Here is a 23545-nt window from a genome sequence, read left to right as displayed (position 1 = left end):
CGCTTCGCAATAACCACCAGAAGGAAAGGAGAGATCGTGGAACGTCGTTCATTTCTGAAGAAAGCCGGTGCTGGCCTGGCCGCCGGCGCTGCCGTCGGCCTCGCCGCCTGCGGCAAGAAGGAAGAAGCCGCAGCCCCCGCAGCACCCGCTGCCAGCGCTCCGGCCGCCCCCGCGGTACAGACCGGCGGCCGTGAGATCCGCTGGCGCCTGACCTCCAGCTTCCCGAAGTCCCTCGACACCATCCATGGCGGCGCCGAAGTGTTCGCCAAGATGGTTTCGGACATGACCGACGGCAAGTTCCAGATCTCCGTGCACGCTCCCGGCGAACTGGTCCCGGCCTTCGGCGTGGTCGATGCGGTGCAGCAGGGCACGGTGGAATGCGGCCACACCTGCGGCTACTACTATTTCGGCAAGGACGAGACCTTCGCCATCGACACCGCCATTCCCTTCGGCATGAACTCGCGCTCGCTGACCGCGTGGATGTATGACGGCAAGGGCATGAGCCTGCTGCGCGAATTCTTCGCCGGCTACAACATCGTCAACTTCCCGATGGGCAACACCGGCGCGCAGATGGGCGGCTGGTACCGCAAGGAAATCCGCACCCCGGCCGACCTCAACGGCCTCAAGATGCGCCTCGGCGGCTTCGCCGGACGCGTCATCGCCAAGCTCGGCGGCGTTCCGCAGAACATCCCCGGCGGCGAGATCTATCAGGCCCTCGAACGCGGCACCATCGACGCCACCGAGTGGGTCGGCCCCTACGACGACCTCAAGCTCGGCTTCCACAAGGTCGCGCCCTTCTACTACTACCCGGGCTGGTGGGAAGGCGGCGCCCAGGTGTCGCTGTACGTCAACGACAAGGCCTGGAACGACCTGCCGGCGGAATACAAGGCCATCGTCACCGCCGCGGCCTCCTTCGCCCACACCAACATGCAGGCCATGTACGACGCCCGCAACCCGATCGCACTCAAGCAACTCATTGCCGAGGGCGCCAAGCTCAACCGCTTCCCGCGCGAGGTGATGGACGCCGCGATGCAGGCACGCAACGAGGTGTATGCAGAGCTCAACGAGACCAACGCCAACTGGCGCAAGGTCTTCTCTGACTACGAGGCCTTCATGCGCGAGCAGTACCAGTGGATTCCGCTCGCCGACGGCAGCTACGACCAGTACATGGCCGCACAGCGTCTGTAATCTGCCCCACCAAGCCTGCCGCAACCGCGGCAGGCTTTTTTGTGCCCGTCCGAACCGTCGATACAGGCACGGCATCCGCACCCTACCCAGGTGCCCTCACTGCAAGATCCTGTCCGCCATGGGAATGCTGCTCAACATTTCATCGATGATCGATGCCCTGACCCGCTACGTCGGGCGTGCAATCATCTGGCTGATCCTGGCCGCCACCTTGATCAGCGCCGCCAATGCGGTCGCCCGCAAGGCCTTCAGCGTGGGTTCCAACGCCTTCCTGGAAATTCAGTGGTACCTGTTCGCCGCCGTGTTCATGCTCGGCGCCGGCCACGCTTTCCTGCAGAACGCCCATGTGCGCATCGACGTGCTGGCCAACAAGCTCAGCAAGCGCACCCGCATGTACATTGACATCGGCGGCATCCTCTTCTTCCTGCTGCCGATGTGCTACCTGATCTCCAGCTTCGCGTGGCCGGTGCTGATGGCCGCCTACACCAGCGGCGAGGTGTCGTCCAATGCCGGCGGCCTCATCCGCTGGCCGCTGTATGCCCTGGTGCCGGCCGGTTTCGCTTTGCTGGCGCTGCAGGGCGTCTCCGAGGTCATCAAGCGCGCCGCCTTCCTCAGCGGTGCCGGCCCCGACCCCACCCTGCATGAGACCGACGCCCACGACCCCCTCGACACCGGGCACGCCCACTCCGCACAGCCCGCCAGCGGCGAGGTGAACAAATGATCGAGTTCGTCGCCGCCAATCTTGCGCCGATCATGTTCGGCGCCGTGGTCTTCTTCCTGCTTTCCGGCTTCCCGGTGGCTTTCTCGCTGGCCGCCTGCGGCCTGCTCTTCGGCTTCATCGGCATGGAACTGGGCCTGTTGCCGGGCACCCTGTTCCAGGCCCTGCCGCTGCGGGTGTTCGGCATCATGCAGAACGACATCCTGCTCGCCATTCCCTTTTTCACCTTGATGGGGCTGATCCTCGAACGCAGCGGCATGGCCGAAGATCTCCTCGACACCGCCGGCCAGGTATTCGGCCCGGTGCGCGGCGGCCTCGCGCTGGCGGTGATCTTCGTCGGTGCCCTGCTCGCCGCCACCACCGGCGTGGTCGCGGCCTCGGTGATCTCGATGGGCCTGATCTCGCTGCCCATCATGCTGCGCTACGGCTACAGCCGCCCCATCGCCTGCGGCGCGATCACCGCCTCCGGTACGCTGGCACAGGCCATCCCGCCCTCGCTGGTGCTGATCGTGATGGCCGACCAGCTCGGTCGCAGCGTCGGCGACATGTACAAGGGCGCCTTCATCCCGGCCTTCATCCTGGTCGGCATGTATGCGCTGTTCATCATCGGCCTGGCGATCTTCAAACCCAAGCTGGTGCCTGCGCTGCCGCCCGAAGCGCTCAAGTACCGCCAGCCCGACGGCTCCTCCGGGCTACGTTCGCTGATCGTGCTGCTTGCCGTGGTCGGCGGCCTCAGCGCGGCCTTCGGCCTGCACTACGACGAACTGCTCAGCATGTACAGCGGCCACCCGAGCAACGCCCGCCTGGACGAAACCATCGTCGTGGCGATGAGCTTCGGTACCGCCCTGGCGCTGATCCTCGCCGGCGCCAACAAGCTGCTGCGCCTCGGCCTGCTGTCGCAGATCGCCGAGCGCGTCACCTTCGTGCTGATTCCGCCGCTGGCGCTGATCTTCCTGGTGCTGGGGACCATCTTCCTCGGCATCGCCACACCCACCGAAGGCGGCGCCATGGGTGCGGTGGGCGCCATCATCATGGCCCTCTCCCGCGGCCGGCTGAACTTCGACAAGTTGCGCGAGGCGCTCGAATCGACCACCCGGCTGTCGGTGTTCGTGCTCTTCATCCTCATCGGCGCAACGGTGTTCAGCTTCACCTTCACCGCCATCGACGGCAAGGAATGGGTCGAGCACCTGTTCGACAAGCTGCCCGGCGGCCAGGTCGGCTTCCTGATCTTCGTGAACGCGATGATCTTCTTCCTCGGCTTCTTCCTCGACTTCTTCGAGATCGCCTTCATCCTCATTCCGCTGCTCGCCCCGGTGGCCGACAAGATGGGCATCGACCTGATCTGGTTCGGGGTGCTGATCGCGCTCAACCTGCAGACCTCGTTCCTGACGCCGCCCTTCGGCTTCGCGCTCTTCTACCTGCGCAGCGTGGCCCCGGTCGGCGCCTACCTCGACCGCGTCACCGGCAAGCGCATCGAAGGCATCCGCACCACGCAGATCTACCGCGGCTCGGTGGCTTTCGTATGCATCCAGGTGATCATGATCGCCCTGCTGATCGCCTTCCCGCAGCTGGTCACCGGTGGTCTAGACGCAAAGGTCGAGTTCGATCTGGACACCATCCAGATCCAGGCCCCGCCCACCGGCGGCGGCTGGGGTGATGACAGCAACGGCGGTGGGACCGGCGGATGGTGACGGCCACCAGGCTCTGCCTGGTGCGCCATGGTGAGACCGACTGGAACGCCGAGCGCCGCCTGCAGGGCCACCTCGACATCCCCCTCAACGCCGTCGGCGAACGCCAGGCCCGCGCCACGGCCGCCAGTCTGGCGGCCGAGCGCTTTGCCGCGGTATATACCAGCGACCTGCTGCGCGCGCGCCAGACCGCCGCCGCCATCTGCGCCGCCGGACATCCACCGCCGTTCGCCGATGCACGCCTGCGCGAGCGCCATTACGGCCTCTTCCAGGGGCTCACCTACGCCGAGGCCGAAGCCCGCCACCCCCAGGCCTATGCGCGCTTCCATGCGCGCGAGCCGGATTTCGCCTTTCCCGGGAGCGGCGAGAGCCTGAGCGCCTTCGCCGCGCGCATTGACGCCGTACTCGCCGATCTCGCCCACCGCCATGCCGGCGGCCAGCTGCTCATCGTCTGTCACGGCGGCGTACTCGACATCGTGCACCGCCTGGCGACCGGCAAGGCGCTGCAGCCACCGCGCGACTTCGTCATCCCCAATGCCGCGCTCAACTGGATCGTGCACGACGGCCAGGGCTGGCGACTGCAGGCGTGGGCCGAGCAGCGCCACCTCGACGGCGCCCGCGACGAACTCGCCAACGCCTGAGAGCGCCCGCCCGCCGGCTTTTGCCGCAGCGCACGATGCCGCCTTGCGCCCTTTCGGTGCATGGTAATATCCGCCTTTACTCCAACCCAATCGAGCCTGTCTCATGTTCTCTGCGCAAGACACCCTCGCCAAGGTCGACCCCGAACTGTGGGCCGCCGTGCAGGCGGAAAATCGCCGCCAGGAAGATCACATCGAACTGATCGCCTCGGAAAACTATGTTTCCCACGCGGTCATGGAAGCCCAGGGCTCCCAGCTCACCAACAAGTACGCCGAAGGCTATCCGGGCAAGCGCTACTACGGCGGCTGCGAGCATGTTGACGTCGTCGAGCAGCTCGCCATCGACCGCCTCAAGGCCCTGTTCGGCGCGGAAGCAGCCAACGTACAGCCGAATTCCGGTTCGCAGGCCAACCAGGCCGTGCTGATGGCCTTTGCCAAGCCCGGCGACACCATCATGGGCATGAGCCTCGCCGAAGGCGGCCACCTTACCCACGGCATGCCGCTCAACATGTCCGGCAAGTGGTTCAACGTGGTGGCCTACGGCCTCGACGCCAAGGAAGAGATCGACTACGAGGCCATGGAGCGTCTCGCCCGCGAGCACAAGCCGAAGATCATCATCGCCGGCGCCTCGGCCTACTCGCTGCGCATCGACTTCGAGCGCTTCGCCAGGGTCGCCCGTGAAGTCGGCGCCATCTTCTGGGTGGACATGGCCCACTACGCCGGCCTCATCGCCGCGGGCTACTACCCCAACCCGGTGCCCCACGCCGACGTCGTCACCTCGACGACTCACAAGACCCTGCGCGGCCCGCGCGGCGGCATCATCCTGATGAAGGCCGAGCACGAGAAGGCGATCAACTCCGCCATCTTCCCCGGCCTGCAGGGTGGCCCGCTGGAGCACGTCATCGCCGCCAAGGCAGTGGCCTTCAAGGAAGCCGCCACGCCGGCCTTCCGCAACTACCAGGAACAGGTAATCGCCAACGCCCGCGTGATGTCGCGCGTGCTGGGCGAGGAGCGCGGCCTGCGCATCATCTCCGGGCGCACCGAGTCCCACGTTTTCCTGGTCGACCTGCGCTCCAAGAACATCACCGGCAAGGCCGCCGAGGCAGTGCTGGGCAGCGCCCACATCACGGTAAACAAGAACTCCATCCCCAACGACCCCGAGAAGCCCTTCACCACCTCGGGCATCCGCATCGGGTCGCCGGCGATGACCACCCGCGGGTTCACCGAGATCGAGGCCGAGAAGATCGCCCACCTCATCGCCGATGTCCTCGACGCGCCGCAGGATGAAGCGGTGATCGCACGCGTGCGCGGCCAGGTCGCCGAGCTGTGCGCGAAATTCCCGGTGTACGGCAAGTAAGACGGCCTGCGGGGCGCCGCCTGGCGCCCCGCGGCACATCGCCCCCCGGCCATGAAATGCCCCTTCTGCGGTGACCCCAATACCCAGGTCACCGACACCCGCGAGAACGAGGACGGCGACGTCGTCCGCCGCCGCCGCCGCTGCGTGAACTGCGACAAGCGCTTCACCACCTATGAGCGCATCGACCTCAAGATGCCGCACATCGTCAAGCGCAACGGCAACCGCACCGAGTACGATCACGCCAAGCTCGCCGGCAGTCTGAAGCTCGCCCTGCGCAAGCGGCCGGTCACCGTCGAAGCGCTCGAAGCCGCCGTCGACCGCATCGAGGCGCGCCTGCTGTCGATGGGCGAGCAGGAAGTCCCCAGCGAGAAGCTCGGCGAACTGGTGATGAAGGAGCTCAAGAAGCTCGACAAGGTCGCCTACATCCGCTTCGCCTCGGTGTATCGCAACTTCGCCGACGTGGACGAGTTCTCCGAGGTCATCCGCGAAGTACAGACGCGGCCGCGACGCGCGCGCAAGGGCGGCGCCGGGCAACCCGACCCCGAGCATGACCTTTTCGGCAACTGACCATGCCGCCATGGCCCGCGCACTGGCGCTGGCCGAACTGGGGCTGGAGACCACCACACCCAATCCACGCGTCGGCTGCGTGATCCTCGCCGCCGATGGCAGCACCGTCGGCGAGGGCTGGCATGCCCGTGCCGGCGAGCCGCACGCCGAGGTGCACGCGCTGCGCATGGCCGGCGAACGCGCACGTGGCGCCACCGCCTACGTCACCCTCGAGCCGTGCTCACACCACGGGCGCACGCCACCCTGTGCGGATGCGCTGATCGCCGCCGGTGTGCGGCGGGTGGTCGCCGCCATGGCTGACCCCAATCCGCTGGTCGCCGGCGCCGGCCTGGCGCGCCTGCGCGCCGCCGGCATCGACACCGCCGTCGGCCTGCTCGAGACGCAGGCGCAAGAGCTCAATATCGGCTTCGTCGCGCGCATGCGCCGTGGCCGCCCGTGGCTGCGCCTGAAGACGGCCGCCACGCTGGATGGCAAGAGCGCACTGAACAACGGCGTCAGCCAGTGGATCACCGGCCCCGAAGCGCGCCGCGACGGTCACCGCTGGCGCGCCCGGGCCTGCGCCATCCTCACCGGCATCGGCACCGTACACGCCGACGACCCCCAACTCAGCGTGCGCGACGTGCCCTGCCAGCGCCAGCCGCGCAAGGTGCTGGTGGACGCCCGCCTGGAGGTTTCGCCACAGGCCCGCATCCTCGCCGCCGGCGACTGCCTGATCGCCACCGCCTCCAGCGACGGCGGGCGCATCGCCCGCCTGCAGGATCTCGGCGCGGAAATCGTGCACCTCCCCGACGCCCGCGGCAAGGTCGATCTGCCTGCCTTGCTGGCGGAACTTGGGCGGCGCGGCGTCAACGAAGTTCACGCCGAAGCCGGCTGCGGCCTCAACGGTTCGCTGCTGCGCGAAGGCTGTGTGGATGAACTGCTGATGTACTTCGCCCCGATGCTGGTCGGCGACGTCGCCCAGGGCCTGTTCCGCCTGCCCGCGGCCGAGACGCTGGACAGCGCGGTGCGCCTGCAGATCATCGACCTGCGTGCGCTTGGCGCGGACTACCGCGTGCGCGCGCGCCCCTTGCCACCCTGAATCAGGACGCCGCGCACACCGCGCACTCGGGATCGCGGCCGAGCCCGACGCTGCGCCACTCCATCGCCAGGCCGTCGAGCAGCAGCAGGCGCCCTGCCAGCGAGGTACCGCAGCCGGCCAGCAGCTTCAGGGCCTCGGCGGCCTGGGTGGCGCCGATGATGCCGACGATGGGGGCGAACACACCCATCACCGCGCAGCGCACCTCCTCGGTTTCCAGCCCTTCCGGGAACAGGCAGTTGTAGCACGGCGCAGCCGCCGCGCGCGGATCGAACACCGCCACCTGGCCATCGAAGCGGATCGCCGCACCGGACACCAGCGGCGTGCGCGCCCGCACGCTGGCGCGGTTGATGGCGTGGCGGGTGGCGAAGTTGTCCGAGCAGTCGAGCACCACATCGGCGGCGGCAACCTGCTCGGCAAGGGCGTCGCCCTCCAGCCGGCAGGGCAGCGCCTCGACCCGCACGTGGGGGTTGAGGCGGGCCAGGGTGTCGCGCCCGGAATCGACCTTCAGGCGCCCCACACCCTGTTCACTGTGCAGGATCTGGCGCTGCAGATTGGTCAGATCGACGCTGTCGCCGTCGGCCAGCACCAGCGTACCGACTCCCGCGGCGGCCAGATACATCGCCGCCGGCGAACCCAGCCCGCCGGCGCCGACCACCAGCACGCGCGCGTCGAGGATGGCCTGCTGGCCGTCGACATCGATCTCGGGCAGCAGGATGTGGCGGCTGTAGCGCAGCAACTGGTCGTCGTTCATGTTCCTCGATACGCCGCGGCGGCGCCTGCCGCTCACTTGTATTCGCGCAGTTCCGGCGGGGTGTCGTCGTGATCGCCGTGCTCGTGCTGATCCCAGGCCTGCACATAGACCTCGTTGGACTTCTTGATCAGGCGCTCGGGCGATTCGAGGTTGTGGCGCTGGGTTTCCTCACAGAAATACACCAGCGCGCGCACCAGCTTCATGTAGAGGGTGTTGTCGAGGGCAAAGCCGGCCTCACGGAGGGCGTTCTCGATCGACTCCATGCTGTAGTCGAGTACCGAGTAGCGCACCGTGAGGGCGAGCGGATTGTCGCGGCGTTCGACCTGCAGCCCCTTCAGCAGGCGCAGCGACCGCCAGGCCTGCTCGACCTGCCCGGGGGGCAGCTTCTTGAAGCGCAGCTCGCGCTCCTTGTCGATGCCCGAACCGCTGACCGGATGCTCGTGCTGACGTCCGGCCAGCTTGTACGCAGTCTCTCGTCGCATCACACCCCCCCAGGGCCCCCGACGCCCTCAGCGCTGGCCCTGAATGATCTGCAAGCCCTTCAGCAGGTTGATCGCCTGACCGAGCTGGTAGTCGTCCTCGCCGCCCATCTCGAAACGGATCGCCGGCGCCTCGTCCTCAGCGCCGGAATCGCCGGAGGGACGCTCCTCGCCGCCCTCGGCACCCAGATGGCCCTGGAGGTCGGCTTCGCGCACACGGCGCGAGGAACCGTTGGCGGTCTCCTCGACGACGATGTCGGGCTCGATGCCCTTGGCCTGGATCGAGCGCCCGCTGGGCGTGTAGTAACGCGCGGTGGTGAGCTTGATGGCGGTGTTGTTGTTGAGCGGCAGGATGGTCTGCACGGAGCCCTTGCCGAAGGTCTGGGTGCCCATCACCACGGCGCGCTTGTGGTCCTGCAGGGCGCCGGCGACGATCTCCGAGGCCGAGGCCGAACCGCCATTGACCAGCACCACCATCGGCACTTCGCGGGCACTCGGCGGCAGGTTGCGGAGGAAGTCGTCGCGGCGGCCGCGCAGGTAGTCCTCGCGTACCGCGCGGTACTCACGGCGGGCATCTTCGGCGCGACCGTCAGTGGACACCACCAGCGACTCGGGGGGCAGGAAGGCCGCCGCGACGCCGACGGCGCCGTGCAGCAGGCCGCCCGGGTCATTGCGCAGATCGAGCACGAGACCCTTCAGCGGCCCTTCGGCAGTGAGCTTTCCGAGGTGCTCGACCAGGGCGGCCGCGGTGTTCTCCTGGAACTGGGCGACGCGCACGTAGCCATAGCCGGGTTCGACCATGCTGGAGCGCACGCTGCGCACCCTGATGACCTCGCGGGTGAGGGTGACCACCACCGGCGCACTCTCGCTCTTGCGCATGATGGTCAGCGTGATGTTGGTGCCCGGACGCCCGCGCATGCGCTTGACGGCGTCGTTGAGGCTCATGCCCTTCACCGGGGTGTCGTCGAGCTTGACGATGAGGTCGCCGGCGAGCACGCCGGCGCGGAAGGCGGGGGTGTCCTCGATCGGCGAGACCACCTTGACGAAGCCGTCTTCCATGCCGACCTCGATGCCGAGACCGCCGAACTCACCCTGGGTGCCGACCTGCAGCTCGTTGAAGGCCTCGGCGTCGAGGTAGGCCGAGTGCGGATCGAGGCCGGTAAGCATGCCGCTGATCGCGTGGGTGATCAGCTTCTTGTCTTCCACCGGCTCCACATAGCCCTGCTTGATGGCATTGAAGACATCGGCAAAGGCGCGCAACTCCTCCACCGGCAGCGGTGCGGGGCTGCGGTCGGCGTTGGCCGAGAAGTTGAGGCTGATCAGGATCCCGGCCAGCACGCCGGTGAATACGAGCCCGAGATTTTGCAACTTGCTTCGCATGAGTACTCCATCGGCGGCAGCGCCGCAGTTGTCCGCCGTTCAGTTCGGCCGGACCCATTTCATCGGATCGAGCGCCTGGCCCTGATGACGGATCTCGAAGTATAAACCGGTTTCCGTCCCGCCTCCGCTCGCCCCCACGCTGGCGATCGCATCGCCGCCGGCAATGCGGTCGCCGACTTCGCGCAGCAGCGCGTCATTATTGCCATACACGGTGAGATAGTCGCTGCCGTGATCGACGATGATCAGGTTGCCGAAGCCGCGTAACCAGTCCGAGTACACCACCTCGCCATCGGCCACCGCACGGACGTCCTCACCGCTGCGGGCACGGATGAAGACGCCGCGCCAGGTCGTCCCCCCCTCGGCTCTTGGAGCACCGAAGCGCCCCAGCAGTTCGCCGCGCACCGGAAAAAGCAGCTTGCCGCGCAAGCTCGCGAACGGCACCCCGCTGCTGCCGGCACGTGCAACCTCGCGCGCCTGACCGACAACCCGCTCCGCCGGACGCCCCGGGGTTGCCACCGCGCCGCTCGCCGAGCGTTGCTGTTGCTGCTGCGCCCGCGCGGCAGCCTGCTCGCGGGCGCGCTGCTGCTCGCGCGCGGCGCGGGTAAGGCCCTCGATGAGCTGACCGAGGCGATTCTCGTCCTGGCGCAGGGAGGCAAACTCACGGCGCTGCTCCTGCAGTTGCGCGTTCAGCTCCGCGACCGCGACCCGGCGGGCCTCGTGCATTGCGGCGAGCTCGGCCTCGCGGCCACGCTGTTCGGCCTCCAGTTCCACCAGCCGGTTCGCGCGCGCCTGCGCCACCGCCTGCAGTTCGGCCTTCTGGCGCAGGTCGCCGCGCAGGCTGTCGATCAGCGCCAGACGGGCGCGGCCCAGGTGTTCCAGATAATGGGCATCGCGGGCGATCTGATTGGGGTCGCGCGAGGACAGGAAGGGGGCGACGCCGTCGGCACTGCCATAGACGTAATGGCGGCGCAGCCATTCGGCGAGTTCGTCGCTGCGCGCCGTGATGCGCGCCTCGACCTCGGCCTGCTCGCGCCCCAGGCGGGCGATGGTGCGCTCGACCTCGAGACGCTCGCCGGCCATCTGCCGCAGCCTGCGCTGCAGGCGCGAGACCTCGCGCTCGGCGGCAACCAGCGCAGTGGCAGCGCTGCCGTGGGATTTCTCCGTTCCTTCGATGTCGCGCTGAAGCGCGCGGATGCGCTCCTTCAGCGCATCGAGATCGGCGCGCCGCTCGGCGGCCTCACGGACCGGGTCGGCCCCCGCTGTCGCCGCCACGGCAAACAGCAGCGCGGCGCACAGCAACCGCCCGAACATGCGCAGGCCCGCGCTCATCCGCCTTGCCGCCCCGCGGCAGCGCACACATCGACCCGCGCACCACGGCGGCATTCCATGCTCGCGGTGGACTCTGCGTGGTGCGACAGGGCTGTCATCTGCATGTGGGATCAGATCCGCTAATCTAGAAAGCCGGCGAAACGGGGGGCAGGAGACCCCACCCTGCCCGGGAAGGGTGGCGAAGCAGTACGCATCAATCCGGCGCGATATTTTATACTAGCCACTTTGCCTTCCCGCGGACCATCGTGAACAAAGACGACATCTTCTCGCTCATCGACAAGCACGAGCATATCGAGACCGCGGCCCGCGCGCTGAAGGCGATCGCCCATCCGCTGCGTCTGAAGATCCTCTGCGTGCTCGGTGATACCGAGGTCTGCGTGCAGGACATCGTCGACGCGGTGGGCACCTCGCAGAGCAACATCTCGCAGCACCTCGCCATCCTGCGCGACAAGGGCGTGCTGTTCACCCGCAAGGACGCCAACCGCGTGTTCTATCGCGTCGGCGACCAGCGCACCCTGCAGCTCATCGCGCTGATGCGCGAAGTGTTCTGCAGCGACCAACCGGACTGAAGTCCTCAACGGAGTCTATAGCAAGTGGAATTCCTGCAGCAGAACTGGCACTGGGCCACGCTGGCCGCCGTCACCGGCGGCTGGCTCCTGATCGACACCGTGCGCGCCAAGGCCGACAAGACCCTGCTCTCGGCGGTCGAGGCGACCATGCTGATCAACCGCGAGGATGCGGTGGTCATCGACGTGCGCGAGCAGGCAGAATTCGCCCAGGGCCACATCCCCAACGCCCGTCACATCCCCTTCAGCGAACTGGAGTCGCGCAAGAACGAACTCGAGAAGCTGCGCGGCCTGCCGCTGATCCTGTGCTGCGCCAGTGGCGCACGCTCGGGCAACGCCATCGCCACGCTGAAGAAGGCCGGCTTCGAGAAGCTCTTCAACCTGCGCGGCGGCATCTTCGAATGGGAAAAGGCCGGCCAGCCGCTGAGCCGTGGTAGCAAGAACAAGGACAAGGAAAAAGGTAAGAAAAAGTGAGCCAGCCGACGATCCGCATGTACGCCTCCGCCGTCTGCCCCTACTGCGTGCGCGCCGAAGGCCTGCTGAAGCGCAAGGGGGTGACGACGATCGACAAGATCCGCATCGACCTCGACCCCGAGCGCCGCGACGAGATGATGCAGCTCACCGGCCGCCGCACGGTTCCGCAGATCTTCATAGGCGACTATCATGTCGGCGGCTGCGACGACCTCTTCGAGCTCGACCGCAGCGGACGCCTCGACGCCCTGCTGCAGGGCGAGCCCGACTGAACCCCGCCAGCGCGCCAACCCAGACCATACCGACCACGGAACAGCTTTCATGACCGACAACGCCCAACCCGTCTTCTCCATCGAGAAACTCTACGTCAAGGACATTTCGCTGGAAGTCCCCAACGCCCCGCAGATCTTCCTCGAACGCGAGAACCCGCAGATCAGCGTGCAGCTGCGCACCGACGGCAACCCCATCGACGAGGGCATCTACAACGTCGTACTCACCGTTACCGTCAGCGCCAAGATCGGCGAGGACAAGACCGTTTTCCTGATCGAGGTGCAGCAGGCCGGCATCTTCCAGATCCGCAACGTCCCCGAAGGCGAGCTCGAACCGGTGCTGATGATCGGCTGCCCCAACATCCTCTTCCCCTACGCCCGCGAAGCGGTCTCCGACGCCGTCACCCGCGCCGGCTTCCAGCCCGTGGTGCTCGCCCCGGTGAACTTCGAGGCCCTCTACATGCAGCAGCAACAGCAGCGCGCCGGCGCCCCCGCCGGCGGCGAGGTGCCGGTGCAGTAATGCCGGCCCTGCGCATCCGCGCCCTGCAGGCCACCTGCGCCGCCCTGCTCGCCTGCGGCGGCGGGGTGGCTGCCGCCCAGGGCATCGAATACCGCTCCACCGCGGCAGCGGCGCTGCTCTACGACAGCCCTTCGGTGCAGGGCCAGCGCCAGTTCATCCTCGCCGCCGACACGCCGGTGGAGGTGGTGGTGGTGCTCGAGCGCTGGGTCAAGGTACGCGAACCCGCCGGCGCCATCGCCTGGATCGAGGCCAGCAAGCTGGCCGCGCGCCGCACCGTGATCGTCACCGCCGAACGCGCCACCGCCTTCCAGAGTGCCGACGCCGGCAGCGCAGCGGCCTTCCACGCCACCCGTGACGTGGTGCTGGAACTCACCCAGCCCACCGCGGGCGGCTGGGTCGGCGTACGCCACCGCGACGGCGCCAGCGGCTTCCTGCGCGTCACCGAAGTCTGGGGGCTGTAGCCCGGTGCGCATCGCCGTACTCGGTGCCGGGGCATGGGGCACCGCCCTCGCGCTGGCCTTCGACGGCCCCCACCAGGTCAGCCTGTGGGCGCGCAATCCCGCGCATGTGGACGACTTGCGCGCGCAGCGCGAAAACACCCGCTACCTTCCGGGCGTCCGCCTGCCCGACTCACTCACCCTCACCAGCGTGCTGGCCGAGGCTGCATGCGGCGCCGACCTGCACCTGGTGGTCACCCCGCTGTCCGGCCTGCGCGCCGCGGTGCGCGAACTGCGCCGCCTGCAGCCCGGCACCCCGCTGGTGTGGGCGTGCAAGGGGCTGGAAGCAGGCAGCGGCCGCCTGCCCCATGAAATCGTCGCCGAGGAACTCGGCAGCGACGCCCCCTGCGGCGTGCTCACCGGCCCCAGTTTCGCCGCCGAAGTGGCGCGCGGCCAGCCCACCGCGATCACCCTCGCGTCGACCCACGACGCCTTTATCGATCGCTGGCTGCCCGAACTGCACCAGCCGCTGCTGCGCGTGTATGCCAACACCGACCTCGTCGGCGCCGAGATCGGCGGGGCGATCAAGAACGTCATGGCAATTGCCGCCGGCGTTTCCGACGGCCTCGGCTTCGGCCTCAACGCCCGCGCCGCGCTGATCACCCGCGGCCTGGCGGAAATCGCGCGCCTCGCCGTGGCCCTCGGCGGACGCCCGGAAACGCTGATGGGCCTGGCCGGAATGGGCGATCTCATCCTCACCTGCACCGGCGACCTCTCGCGCAACCGCCGCGTCGGCCTGGCGCTGGCCCAGGGCAAGACCCTCGACGACATCCTGCGCGAACTCGGCCACGTAGCCGAAGGCGTGTCGACGGCACGCGAAGTCGCCGCGCTGGCCGCCCGCCATGGTGTCGAGATGCCGCTCTGCGAAGCGGTCGATGCACTGCTGCATCAGGGGCTGTCCGCCGGGCAGGCGGTAGACCGGCTCCTCGCCCGCGACCCCAAGCACGAGTGAGGCAGTCCGCAACGCCGGGCGTCAGTCCGGCAGTTGCGCGCCGCCGAAGTCGTGCTGCCGCCAGGCCTCGAACACTGCCACCGCCACCGCATTGGAGAGGTTGATGCTGCGATTGGCCGGGCGCATCGGGATACGCAGGCGCTGCGCCGCCGGCAGGGCGTCGAGCAGCTCGTCGGGCAGGCCGCTGGTCTCGCGCCCGAACAGCAGCACGTCGCCTTCGCGGTAGCGCACCGCATCGTAGCGCTGGCGCCCGCGCGTACTGAAGGCGAAGATGCGCCGCCCGGCGAGCGCCGCCAGGCAGGCGCTCCAGTCCTCGTGGACCACCACATGGGCGAGGTCATGGTAATCCAGCCCGGCGCGCGCCAGCGTGCGGTCGCTGATCTCGAAGCCGAGCGGCCTGACCAGATGCAGACGCGCGCCGCAATTCGCCGACAGGCGGATGACGTTGCCGGTGTTGGGCGGAATCTCGGGCTGGTAGAGGACGATGTCGAACATGGTGGCTCGTTCAAGGGGTTCGGGCGATGATACGGTTTTCCACCCGCTGCGCCCCCATGCGCTTGAGGGTGCGGGCGAGCGCTTCGAGACTGGCACCGGTGGTCATCACATCATCGACCACCACCACGCTCAGCCCTGCCAGCGTACCCTCGCCGGTGAACGCGCCGCGCATGTTGCGCATCCGTGCGGCGCGCGGCAGCCCGGCCTGTGCCGGCGTATCGTGCTGGCGGCGGACCACGTCGAGAGCCAGCGGCAGCCCCCAGGCCCGCGCCAGCGGCCGGGCGATTTCCACCGCCTGATTGAAGCCGCGTTCGCACAGGCGCGCGCGGTGCAGCGGCATCGGCACCACCAGCGCAGCGCCGGGAGGCGGCGGCGCGGCCGCCAGGCAACGGGCAAAGTAGCCGGCCAGGGCGAGGCGGCGATGATACTTCAAGCCCTGCACCATGCGGTCGACCGGAAAGCGGTAGTCGAACACCGCGCGCGTGGCATCGAAAGCCGGCGCCCGGCGCTGACAGTGGCCGCACAGCAGGCCACCGGCGGTGGGCAGCGCGCAGCGCGGGCAGGCCGGCGCAAGCTGCCACGGCAACTGCCCGCTGCAGCGCGCGCAGAGCGGCTCGCCAGCGGCGTCAGCGCCGCACACGAAGCAGGCCTGCGGCAGCAGCGCCGCGGTGGTGCGCGCCAGCAGCGCGCGCAGGTTTGACAAGCTTTCCATGGATGGCGGAACATGCGCAGTCTTCGCATTACAGCCCGAAAACCGGATCATGACAATGTCTTCAGCCGCTGCCGCAACCGCACACCACGCTGCCTCACCAGCCGTCGCCCGCTGGGATGTGGATGCCATCCTGGCGCTCTTCGAGCTGCCTTTCATGGATCTGGTGTTCCGCGCCCAGCAAGTCCACCGCCAGCACTTCGACGCCAATGCCATCCAGCGCTCGACCCTGCTGTCGATCAAGACCGGGGGCTGTTCGGAGGATTGCGGCTACTGCTCGCAGGCAGCACGCTACGATACCGGCCTGGAACGCGAACGCCTGCTGGCGCTCGATGAGGTGCTGGACAACGCCCGTGCCGCAAAGGCGAAGGGAGCCTCGCGCTTCTGCATGGGCGCGGCCTGGCGCGGCCCCAAGGACAAGGACCTCGAACCCGTCCTCGACATGGTGCGCGAAGTCAAGAAGCTCGGCCTGCAGACCTGCGTGACCCTGGGCATGCTGCGCGAAGGCCAGGCCGGGAAACTTGCCGATGCCGGCCTCGACTACTACAACCACAACCTCGACACCGCCCCCGAGTTCTACGGTCAGGTGATCACCACGCACAGCCAGCAGGAACGCTTCGACACCCTCGACCAGGTGCGCGCCGCCGGCATCAACGTATGCAGCGGCGGCATCGTCGGCATGGGCGAATCGCGCCGTGCCCGCGCCGCACTGATTGCCCAGCTCGCCAACATGGCCACGCCGCCGGAGTCGGTGCCGATCAACAACCTCGTGCCGGTGCCCGGTACGCCGCTGGCCGACGCCGACCCCATCGACCCCTTCGAGTTCGTCCGCACCATCGCGGCCGCCCGCATCACCATGCCCACCAGCTACGTGCGCCTGTCCGCCGGACGCCAGCAGATGAGCGACGAGATGCAGGCGCTGTGCTTTCTCGCCGGCGCCAACTCGATGTTCTACGGCGATCGCCTGCTGACTACCGACAACCCGGACAGCGACCGCGACGAGCGCCTGTTCGAACGCCTCGGCCTGCGCCCGGTTTGAACCCTGCCGGCGCAGTGAGCGACGCCGCCTACGCCCTCGATCACGCCCTGCTGCGCCGGCGCTTTGCCCGCGCCGCCGGCGGCTATGCCCATGCCGACGTGCTGGCGCGTGAACTGGGGCGGCGCATGGACGAACGCCTCGACTACATCCGCTGCACGCCGCGGCGCATCGTCGACCTCGGCTGCGGCCCGGGCAGCGACCTCGCCACGCTGGCGGCGCGCTATCCGCAGGCCGAGTGCATCGGCATCGACTTCGCCGCCCCCATGCTTGATGCCGCGCGACGCCAGGCCCAGGCCCGCCGCGGCCTCGTCGACCGCCTCCTCGGGCGCACGCCGCCACCTGCGCTGCTGTGTGCCGGGGCGGAGGCCCTGCCCCTCGCCGATGCCAGCGTATCGCTGCTGTGGTCCAACCTGATGCTGAACTGGCTCAGCGACCCCCTCCCCGCGCTGCGCGAGATGCACCGCGTGCTGGAAGTGGGTGGCATGGTGATGTTCTCCACCCTCGGCCCCGACACCCTGAAGGAGTTGCGCGCCGCCATCCCCGCGGCGGCCGGCGAGCGCGTGCACCGCTTCATCGACATGCACGACATCGGCGATGCACTGGTCAAGGCCGGCTTTGCCGATCCGGTGATGGACATGGAGATGCTCACCCTCACCTACGCCGATGTCGACAGCCTGTTCGCCGACCTGCGCCAGTCCGGCAGCACGCTGGCAACGACGGCACGCGCCCGCGGTCTCGGCGGACGCGCGCCGTGGAACGAGGTGCGCACGCAATACGAAGCCCTGCGCGCTGGCGGCCGCCTGCCGGCCACCTTCGAACTCATCCAGGGGCACGCCTGGAAGGCGGCGCCGCGAAGCACTGCCGACGGCCGCGCCATCGTCCGCTTCCAGCCCCGTCCACGCTGAACGAGCCACGCATGTCCCACCCACCCGTCTGGCTGTTCGACCTCGACAACACCCTGCACAACGCCAGCCCGCACATCTTCCCGCACATCAACCGCAGCATGACCGCCTATCTGGAGCGCCATCTGGGACTCAGCGGCGACGAGGCGAATGCCCTGCGGGTGCGCTACTGGCTGCGCTACGGCGCCACGCTGACCGGCCTCATCCGCCACCATGGCACCGACCCCCATCATTTCCTCGCCGAAACCCACCGCTTCGAACAGCTCCACGAAATGATGGTCTTCGACCGCGCGCTGGCGGCCCTGCTGCGCCGCCTGCCGGGGGTCAAGATCGTCTTTTCCAACGGTCCGCAGCGCTATGCCGAAGCAGTGCTCGATGTGATGGGGATACGCCGCCACTTTGCCGACGTCTTCGGCATCGAGCGCATGAAGCTGCACCCCAAACCCGCGGTACGGGCCTATCGCGAGGTGCTCCGTGCGCACCGCCTCAACCCGCGGCGCTGCATTCTCGTCGAGGACTCCGCAGTCAACCTGCGCACCGCACGCCGCCTCGGCATGCGCACGGTATGGGTCAGCCGCAGCCTGCGCAGCCCGGCCTATGTCGACGTGAAGATCGCCTCGGTGCTCGACCTCGGGCGCAGCGTCGGCCTACTGCGCTGACAGCGTCAGGCGCATGCAGCAGGCGCCGTCGCCATAGCCCGCCGGCAGCGCGGTGGCGTCGGCGACGAAGCCCAGGCGCTGCCAGAAGGCACGTGCGTCGGCCAGCGCCACCAGCATGATCTCGCCCGCCCCCTGCTGCACCGCCCAGCCCCGTACCTTGCGGAACAAACCCTGCGCGAGGCCGCTGCCGCGGGCCTGCGGGCACAGCGCCATGTCATGCAGGAACACGCCTGTGGCCATGCCGGAAAGGCCGCCGAGCGGCGCATGCAGCGGCGGCGGCGAGGGTTCCGCCCAGGGGTGGGCGATGACGTAGCCGGCAGCCTCACCGCCACGTTCCCCAAGCCAGCAGCCCCCGGCCGACACTGCCAGTCGCGAGGCAAAGACCTCTGCGCGCTCATGGTAGTGCGGCGGATAGGCACGCGCCTGCAGGCGCAGCACCGCGGGCAGGTCGGCAGCCTGCAGGGGGCGCAGGACGCAGCCCGGAACGCCCGCCGGCGGGCGCAGGAAGGTGCCGCTCATGCGCCCCGCTGCAGACGGCGTGCCGCGGCAAGGGCGAAGTAGCTGAGGATGCCGTCGGCGCCGGCACGCTTGAAGGCCAGCAGGCTCTCCATCATGCAGGCTTCGAGGTCGAGCCAGCCGTTGGCCGCTGCGGCCTGCAGCATGGCGTACTCGCCGCTGACCTGATAGACGTAGGTCGGCACCTGCAGCTCGCTCTTCACCCGGCGGACGATGTCGAGGTAAGGCATGCCGGGCTTGACCATGAACATGTCGGCCCCTTCGGCGATGTCCAGCGCCACCTCACGGATGGCCTCGTCACTGTTGGCCGGATCCATCTGGTAGGTGTACTTGTTGCCCTTGCCGAGGTTGCCGGCCGACCCCACGGCGTCGCGGAAGGGGCCGTAGAAGCTCGAGGCGTACTTCGCCGAATAGGCCAGGATGCGGGTATGGATGTGGCCGCCGGCATCAAGCTCGGCACGGATGCGCGCCACCCGCCCGTCCATCATGTCCGACGGCGCCACCACGTCGGCGCCGGCTTCGGCGTGGCTGCGCGCCTGGCGGGCGAGCGCCTCCAGGGTCTCGTCGTTGAGCACGTAGCCGCGCGGGTCGGCGGGGTCGATGAGGCCGTCCTGGCCGTGACTGGTGTAGGGATCGAGGGCGACGTCGGTGATCACCCCGAGCTCCGGAAAGCGCGCTTTCAGCGCGCGCACGGTGCGCGGCACGAGGCCGTCGGGGTTCCATGCCTCTTCGGCGGCGGCGCTTTTCTTCGCAGCCTCCACCACCGGAAACAGTGCCAGTGCCGGAATGCCCAGTGCCACCGCCTCTTCGGCGACATGCAGGAGGCGGTCGATGGTGACGCGCTCGACACCGGGCATGGAGGCCACCGCTTCGCTGCGGCTGTCGCCATCGAGGACGAACACCGGATAGATGAGGTCGTCGGCACTCAGCATCGCTTCGCGCATCAGGCGGCGCGAGAAGTCGTCACGGCGCATGCGGCGCATGCGGATCTGGGGAAAGGCGCCGGTCGGTCGCATGGTCACTTGGGTCCTCATTGCACGTTCATAGTCCGGGATACATCCGGTAACGAGATCGCCCGGGAACTTGCCGGGCCATCCTCTATCTTAAAAGCCAGATGGTGCCAGCCATCTCCCGCTTCACCTCCCTGAGCGGGGCCCTGATCCAGACAGGGCTGCTTGACCCCCGGCATTTCTCCCCTTTGGCCGGGGGTTTTTTATTGTTCCGCCACCGCGGCTGGCGCATCCAGCCCCAGCCAGCCGGCGACCACCGCCTCGCACTCCTCGACCCCGCTCTTCTTCAGGCTGGAGAAAAGCTGCACGGTGACGCGCTCGCCAAGTTCGGCGAGTTCGCGGCGCACCGCGAAGAGGGTCTTGTTGGCCTCGTTGCGCGACAGCTTGTCGCTCTTGGTAAGCATCACGTGGATGGGCTTGCCGGTGGGGACGAACCACGCCAGCATGTTGCGGTCGAGCTCGGTGAGGGGGTGGCGGGAGTCCATGATCAGCACCAGGCCAACCAGGCTGTCGCGCTCCCTGAGGTAGCGTTCAAGCAGCCCTGCCCACTGCCGGCGCACGTTCTCGGGCACCTTGGCATAGCCGTAGCCAGGCAGATCGACCAGCGCCGCGCCACAGTTGAGGCGGAAGAAGTTGATCAGCTGGGTGCGCCCCGGGGTCTTCGACACATAAGCCAGGCGCACGTGCCCGGCCAGGGTGTTGATGGCGCTCGACTTGCCGGCGTTGGAACGCCCGGCGAAAGCCACCTCGGCACCTTGCGCGGGCGGCAGCGCAGCGGCCTGGGCGACGGAGATCTCGAATTGTGCGTTACGGAATATCGGCATCGGGAAAATGCACCCGCCCGGTCGGGCGCGTGAACAGGTTGCAGGCGGCGCCGACATTGCATCGCGCAAAACGGGCTTCGTGTATTAGAATACCAAGTTTGAGACATCCACTCACGGCTTTCCGAGGACACTATGATCAAGCGTTCCCTGCTGCTCACGCTCCTGCTCGCCGCAGGCAGCCTTCAGGCCCAGGACCAGGCTCCGGATCTCGCCAAGGCGAAACAGATTGGCGATTCCCTCTGCGTGGCCTGTCACGCGGCGGATGGCAACAGCCAGCTTTCCGCCAACCCGAAGATTGCCGGGCAGATTCCCGAGTACATCTACAAGCAGTTGCGCGAGTTCAAGTCGGGCGTACGCCAGGATCCGGTGATGGGCGCCATGGTGGCCGGCCTTGACGATCATGACATGCTGTCGCTGGCGCACTACTACGCCGGCCAGACCCTGCAGCCGGAATCGGCGCAGAACCTCGACACCATTGAACTGGGCAAGAAGATCTGGCGCGCCGGCATCGCCGACAAGGGCGTCCCCGCCTGCGCCGCCTGCCATGGCCCGGCCGGTGCCGGCATGCCCGCGCAATACCCGCGCATCGCCGGGCAGTTTGCCGAATACACCACGCTGCAACTGCAGAAGTTCCGTGACGGCGGTCGCGACAACGATCCGGCGCAGATGATGCGCATGATCGCGCTGAAGATGACCGACGCCGAAATGCGCGCGGTCGCGGACTACGCAGCCGGCCTGCGCTGACACGCCAGGCGGCGCGGTCCCCGCAACGAGAGAAAGGGGTGGATGATCCGCCCCTTTTTTGTTGCCCCGTTGCGAACCCCGGGACGGCGCCGAGGTCTCTAACAAAGTTCGTAGTACCAACCGCCCAAGGACCAGGATGCAACGCGGCACCTCCAAGGCCCTCTTCGAGCTGCTCAGCTCGATGCGCTTCGCCATCAGCCTGCTCACCGTACTCGCCATCGCCTCCATCATCGGCACGGTGGTCAAGCAGAACGAGCCGTTCAACGCCTACCTCAACCAGTTCGGCCCGTTCTGGTTCCCGGTGTTCGAGGAACTGGGGCTCTATTCGGTCTATAACGCCGGCTGGTTCCTCGTCATCCTCGCCTTTCTGGTGCTGTCGACGACGCTGTGCATCGTCCGCCAGAGCGCGCCCATGCTGCGCGAGATGCGCAGCTTCCGCGAACACGCGCGCGAGGTCTCGCTGCGCCAGTTCGCCCATCAGGCCACACTGCCCGGCGGCCTGCCGCTCGACGCCCAGCGCCAGCGCGTCGATGCCTACCTCGCTGCCAACGGCTTCAAGGCCCGCAGCAACGAACGCAGCGACGGCGTGCTGGTCGCCGCCAAGCAGGGCAGTGCCAGCCGCGCCGGCTACTTCCTCGCCCACGGCGCCATCGTCCTGATCTGCCTCGGCGGCCTGCTTGACGGCAACCTGCCACTTAAGATGCAGATGTGGCTCGGCGGCAAGCAGACCACCACCGGCAACCAGCTGATCGCCGACATCCCGGACTCCGCCCGCCTGGGCGAGAACAACTGGAGCTATCGCGGCAACCTCTACATTCCCGAAGGGCGCTCGTCCAACGTCGCGGTGCTCAACGTCAACGACGGCATCCTGCTGCAGGAACTGCCATTCACCGTGTCGCTGAAGAAGTTCCACATCGACCACTACGAGAATGGCATGCCGAAACGCTTCGCCAGCGACATCATCGTCACCGACGATGCCACCGGCGAGTCCTTCGAGCGCACCATCGAGGTCAATCACCCCTTCGAACACCGCGGCGTGGTGATGTACCAGGCCAGCTTCGACGACGGCGGTTCCACCCTGCACATTGCCGGGCGCAACCTCCTCCACGGCCCGGCGCTGCCGGTGCTCGACCTGCAGGGCGAGGTTGGCGAGACCCTGCGCCTCAATCACCCGCGCTTCAGCTATGCCCTCGAACTGACCGGCTTTACCCTCTTCAACGTCGAGGACATGGGTGAAGGCACCACGGATGCCGGAGGCCTCGGCCGCCTGCGCGACCATCTCGGCAGCGGTGCCGCCCGCCCCGACAGCGGCCGCGACATGCGCAACATCGGCCCCAGCTTCACCTTCAAGCTGCGCGACGAAGCCGGCCAGGCGCGCGAGTTCCAGAACTACATGCTGCCCATCGAACAGGGCGGACGATGGTTCATGTATACCGGCATGCGCGAATCGCAGGCCGAATCCTTCCGTTACCTGCGCATCCCGGTCGACGAGGATGGGCAGATCGACACCTGGTTCGCCATCCACAACCTGTTCTTCGATCCAGCCCGTCGCGAGCAACTCGCCCAGCGCTTCGCGCGCAGCAGCTTCGGCGACAGCGCGGAAGCCGCCGAGCCGCGTGCACGGCTGGCAGAGACTGGCCGCCACACCCTCGACCTGTTCAGCGATCGTGGCTACGAGACGGTCGGGCGCTTCATCGACACCACCATCCCGGAAGCCGAACGCGAACGCGCCGCCGACGTTTTCATCAAGATCCTTCAGGGGCTGACCTGGGAGGCCTGGCAGCTCGCCCGCGAAGAGGCCGGCATGGACGCGCTGCAGATCGACGAGGCGCGCGCCGCCTATCTGCGCGACACCATGGCAGCGCTCTCCGACAGCCTGTTCTACGAGTCACCGCTGTTCCTGCAGCTCAACGCCTTCGACCAGGTGCAGGCCAGCGTGCTGCAGGTCACCCGCTCGCCGGGCAAGCCACTGGTCTATCTGGGTTCGCTGCTGCTGGTGCTGGGCGTGTTCGCCATGCTCTACATCCGCGAGCGCCGCCTCTTCGTGCTCCTCAAGGGCGACGCCGAAGGCCTCCTGGCGATGTCCTCGAACCGCCAGACCATCGACGTCGACGAGACCTTCGAACGCCACACCACGGCCCTGCGCGAACTGCTCGCCGCGGCCGGCACTGCCACTCCCGAGTCTTCCGCCACGAGGTAAGA

27 protein-coding genes are annotated in these 23545 nt (G+C 68.0%); 18 read left to right on the top strand and 9 right to left on the bottom strand.

Translation table 11 applies throughout. The features are described from left to right. Nucleotides 1-36: 36 nt before the first annotated feature. The 7 genes from C8261_RS11195 (at nucleotide 37) to ribD (ending at nucleotide 7231) form a co-directional block, all read left to right on the top strand. Complete coding sequence (locus C8261_RS11195) at nucleotides 37-1188, top strand: TRAP transporter substrate-binding protein (RefSeq protein WP_107493794.1); 1152 nt, start codon at nucleotides 37-39, stop codon at nucleotides 1186-1188. Nucleotides 1189-1306: 118 nt separating this feature from the next. After that, on the top strand, nucleotides 1307-1906 hold the full coding sequence (locus C8261_RS11190; protein WP_107493793.1) for a TRAP transporter small permease subunit: 600 nt from the start codon (nucleotides 1307-1309) through the stop codon (nucleotides 1904-1906). Continuing rightward, on the top strand, nucleotides 1903-3594 hold the full coding sequence (locus tag C8261_RS11185) for a TRAP transporter large permease (RefSeq protein WP_107493792.1): 1692 nt from the start codon (nucleotides 1903-1905) through the stop codon (nucleotides 3592-3594). The genes C8261_RS11190 and C8261_RS11185 overlap by 4 nt, the downstream gene beginning before the upstream one ends. After that, nucleotides 3588-4232 carry a histidine phosphatase family protein gene (locus C8261_RS11180; RefSeq protein ID WP_107493791.1) on the top strand — a complete coding sequence of 215 codons (645 nt, stop codon included), beginning with the start codon at nucleotides 3588-3590 and terminating at the stop codon, nucleotides 4230-4232. Before C8261_RS11185 ends, C8261_RS11180 begins: the two co-directional genes overlap by 7 nt. A gap of 103 nt (nucleotides 4233-4335) precedes the next feature. Beyond that, the gene (gene glyA, locus C8261_RS11175) at nucleotides 4336-5586 is read left to right on the top strand and encodes a serine hydroxymethyltransferase (RefSeq protein WP_107493790.1); all 1251 of its coding nucleotides are present in this window, start codon (nucleotides 4336-4338) and stop codon (nucleotides 5584-5586) included. 51 nt (nucleotides 5587-5637) lie between these two features. Then, nucleotides 5638-6153: a transcriptional regulator NrdR gene (gene nrdR / locus C8261_RS11170; RefSeq protein WP_107493789.1), complete on the top strand. Its 516-nt coding sequence runs from the start codon at nucleotides 5638-5640 to the stop codon at nucleotides 6151-6153. Next, entirely contained in the window at nucleotides 6134-7231 is a 1098-nt protein-coding gene (gene ribD, locus C8261_RS11165; RefSeq protein WP_107493788.1) for a bifunctional diaminohydroxyphosphoribosylaminopyrimidine deaminase/5-amino-6-(5-phosphoribosylamino)uracil reductase RibD, read from the top strand. The genes nrdR and ribD overlap by 20 nt, the downstream gene beginning before the upstream one ends. Nucleotide 7232: 1 nt before the next feature. On the opposite strand, the gene C8261_RS11160 is transcribed toward ribD, so the two are convergent. Genes C8261_RS11160 through C8261_RS11145 form a run of 4 tightly spaced genes read right to left on the bottom strand, consistent with a single transcriptional unit; the run spans nucleotide 7233 to nucleotide 11170 of the window. Next, nucleotides 7233-7982 (bottom strand): HesA/MoeB/ThiF family protein, encoded by a 750-nt coding sequence (locus C8261_RS11160; RefSeq protein ID WP_107493787.1) that lies wholly within the window; start codon nucleotides 7980-7982, stop codon nucleotides 7233-7235. A gap of 32 nt (nucleotides 7983-8014) precedes the next feature. Continuing rightward, complete coding sequence (locus C8261_RS11155; RefSeq protein ID WP_107493786.1) at nucleotides 8015-8464, bottom strand: hypothetical protein; 450 nt, start codon at nucleotides 8462-8464, stop codon at nucleotides 8015-8017. A 27-nt stretch (nucleotides 8465-8491) separates the two neighbouring features. After that, a complete protein-coding gene (locus C8261_RS11150) occupies nucleotides 8492-9841 on the bottom strand; it encodes a S41 family peptidase (RefSeq protein ID WP_107493785.1) in 1350 nt (449 codons plus the stop codon). A 39-nt stretch (nucleotides 9842-9880) separates the two neighbouring features. Further along, nucleotides 9881-11170, bottom strand: coding sequence for a murein hydrolase activator EnvC family protein (locus tag C8261_RS11145; protein ID WP_107493784.1), 1290 nt, complete (start codon nucleotides 11168-11170; stop codon nucleotides 9881-9883). A 245-nt stretch (nucleotides 11171-11415) separates the two neighbouring features. On the opposite strand from C8261_RS11145, the gene C8261_RS11140 reads away from it, so the two are divergent. The 6 genes from C8261_RS11140 to C8261_RS11115 are packed head-to-tail and all read left to right on the top strand — an operon-like array spanning nucleotide 11416 to nucleotide 14445. Next, nucleotides 11416-11739, top strand: coding sequence for an ArsR/SmtB family transcription factor (locus C8261_RS11140; protein WP_107493783.1), 324 nt, complete (start codon nucleotides 11416-11418; stop codon nucleotides 11737-11739). A gap of 24 nt (nucleotides 11740-11763) precedes the next feature. Beyond that, nucleotides 11764-12210, top strand: coding sequence for a rhodanese-like domain-containing protein (locus C8261_RS11135; RefSeq protein WP_107493782.1), 447 nt, complete (start codon nucleotides 11764-11766; stop codon nucleotides 12208-12210). A 17-nt stretch (nucleotides 12211-12227) separates the two neighbouring features. After that, on the top strand, nucleotides 12228-12479 hold the full coding sequence (grxC, locus tag C8261_RS11130) for a glutaredoxin 3 (protein WP_107493781.1): 252 nt from the start codon (nucleotides 12228-12230) through the stop codon (nucleotides 12477-12479). Nucleotides 12480-12528: 49 nt separating this feature from the next. Continuing rightward, nucleotides 12529-12996 (top strand): protein-export chaperone SecB, encoded by a 468-nt coding sequence (gene secB, locus C8261_RS11125; RefSeq protein WP_107493780.1) that lies wholly within the window; start codon nucleotides 12529-12531, stop codon nucleotides 12994-12996. Beyond that, nucleotides 12996-13457, top strand: coding sequence for an SH3 domain-containing protein (locus C8261_RS11120; protein WP_107493779.1), 462 nt, complete (start codon nucleotides 12996-12998; stop codon nucleotides 13455-13457). The genes secB and C8261_RS11120 overlap by 1 nt, the downstream gene beginning before the upstream one ends. A gap of 4 nt (nucleotides 13458-13461) precedes the next feature. Next, on the top strand, nucleotides 13462-14445 hold the full coding sequence (locus C8261_RS11115) for an NAD(P)H-dependent glycerol-3-phosphate dehydrogenase (RefSeq protein ID WP_107493778.1): 984 nt from the start codon (nucleotides 13462-13464) through the stop codon (nucleotides 14443-14445). Between the two features lie 21 nt (nucleotides 14446-14466). Here C8261_RS11115 and C8261_RS11110 read toward each other — a convergent pair whose 3' ends face one another. Next, on the bottom strand, nucleotides 14467-14940 hold the full coding sequence (locus C8261_RS11110; RefSeq protein ID WP_107493777.1) for a tRNA (cytidine(34)-2'-O)-methyltransferase: 474 nt from the start codon (nucleotides 14938-14940) through the stop codon (nucleotides 14467-14469). A gap of 10 nt (nucleotides 14941-14950) precedes the next feature. After that, nucleotides 14951-15652: a ComF family protein gene (locus C8261_RS11105; protein WP_107493776.1), complete on the bottom strand. Its 702-nt coding sequence runs from the start codon at nucleotides 15650-15652 to the stop codon at nucleotides 14951-14953. A 49-nt stretch (nucleotides 15653-15701) separates the two neighbouring features. On the opposite strand from C8261_RS11105, the gene bioB reads away from it, so the two are divergent. Genes bioB through C8261_RS11090 form a run of 3 tightly spaced genes read left to right on the top strand, consistent with a single transcriptional unit; the run spans nucleotide 15702 to nucleotide 18249 of the window. Continuing rightward, entirely contained in the window at nucleotides 15702-16688 is a 987-nt protein-coding gene (gene bioB, locus C8261_RS11100; RefSeq protein ID WP_408003217.1) for a biotin synthase BioB, read from the top strand. Between the two features lie 14 nt (nucleotides 16689-16702). Next, nucleotides 16703-17593, top strand: a complete 891-nt coding sequence (locus C8261_RS11095) for a methyltransferase domain-containing protein (protein ID WP_235864901.1) — start codon at nucleotides 16703-16705, stop codon at nucleotides 17591-17593. 11 nt (nucleotides 17594-17604) lie between these two features. Next, nucleotides 17605-18249: a pyrimidine 5'-nucleotidase gene (locus C8261_RS11090; protein WP_107493773.1), complete on the top strand. Its 645-nt coding sequence runs from the start codon at nucleotides 17605-17607 to the stop codon at nucleotides 18247-18249. Here C8261_RS11090 and C8261_RS11085 read toward each other — a convergent pair. From C8261_RS11085 to yihA, 3 genes are all read right to left on the bottom strand, one after another. Further along, a complete protein-coding gene (locus C8261_RS11085) occupies nucleotides 18238-18768 on the bottom strand; it encodes a GNAT family N-acetyltransferase (RefSeq protein ID WP_107493772.1) in 531 nt (176 codons plus the stop codon). The two genes, C8261_RS11090 and C8261_RS11085, sit on opposite strands and share 12 nt — an antisense overlap. Next, on the bottom strand, nucleotides 18765-19781 hold the full coding sequence (hemB, locus tag C8261_RS11080; protein ID WP_107493850.1) for a porphobilinogen synthase: 1017 nt from the start codon (nucleotides 19779-19781) through the stop codon (nucleotides 18765-18767). The genes C8261_RS11085 and hemB overlap by 4 nt, the downstream gene beginning before the upstream one ends. 197 nt (nucleotides 19782-19978) lie before the next feature. Continuing rightward, on the bottom strand, nucleotides 19979-20599 hold the full coding sequence (yihA, locus tag C8261_RS11075; protein ID WP_107493771.1) for a ribosome biogenesis GTP-binding protein YihA/YsxC: 621 nt from the start codon (nucleotides 20597-20599) through the stop codon (nucleotides 19979-19981). A 132-nt stretch (nucleotides 20600-20731) separates the two neighbouring features. Between yihA and C8261_RS11070 the strand changes: the two genes are divergently transcribed. Both C8261_RS11070 and C8261_RS11065 read left to right on the top strand, forming a co-directional pair. Beyond that, nucleotides 20732-21343 carry a c-type cytochrome gene (locus C8261_RS11070; RefSeq protein ID WP_107493770.1) on the top strand — a complete coding sequence of 204 codons (612 nt, stop codon included), beginning with the start codon at nucleotides 20732-20734 and terminating at the stop codon, nucleotides 21341-21343. Between the two features lie 136 nt (nucleotides 21344-21479). Further along, nucleotides 21480-23543, top strand: coding sequence for a cytochrome c biogenesis protein ResB (locus tag C8261_RS11065; protein ID WP_107493769.1), 2064 nt, complete (start codon nucleotides 21480-21482; stop codon nucleotides 23541-23543). Nucleotides 23544-23545: the final 2 nt, after the last annotated feature.

This window comes from Pseudothauera lacus, assembly GCF_003034845.1.
Classification (GTDB): domain Bacteria; phylum Pseudomonadota; class Gammaproteobacteria; order Burkholderiales; family Rhodocyclaceae; genus Pseudothauera; species Pseudothauera lacus.
This window is presented reverse-complemented; position numbering and strand designations above follow the sequence as displayed.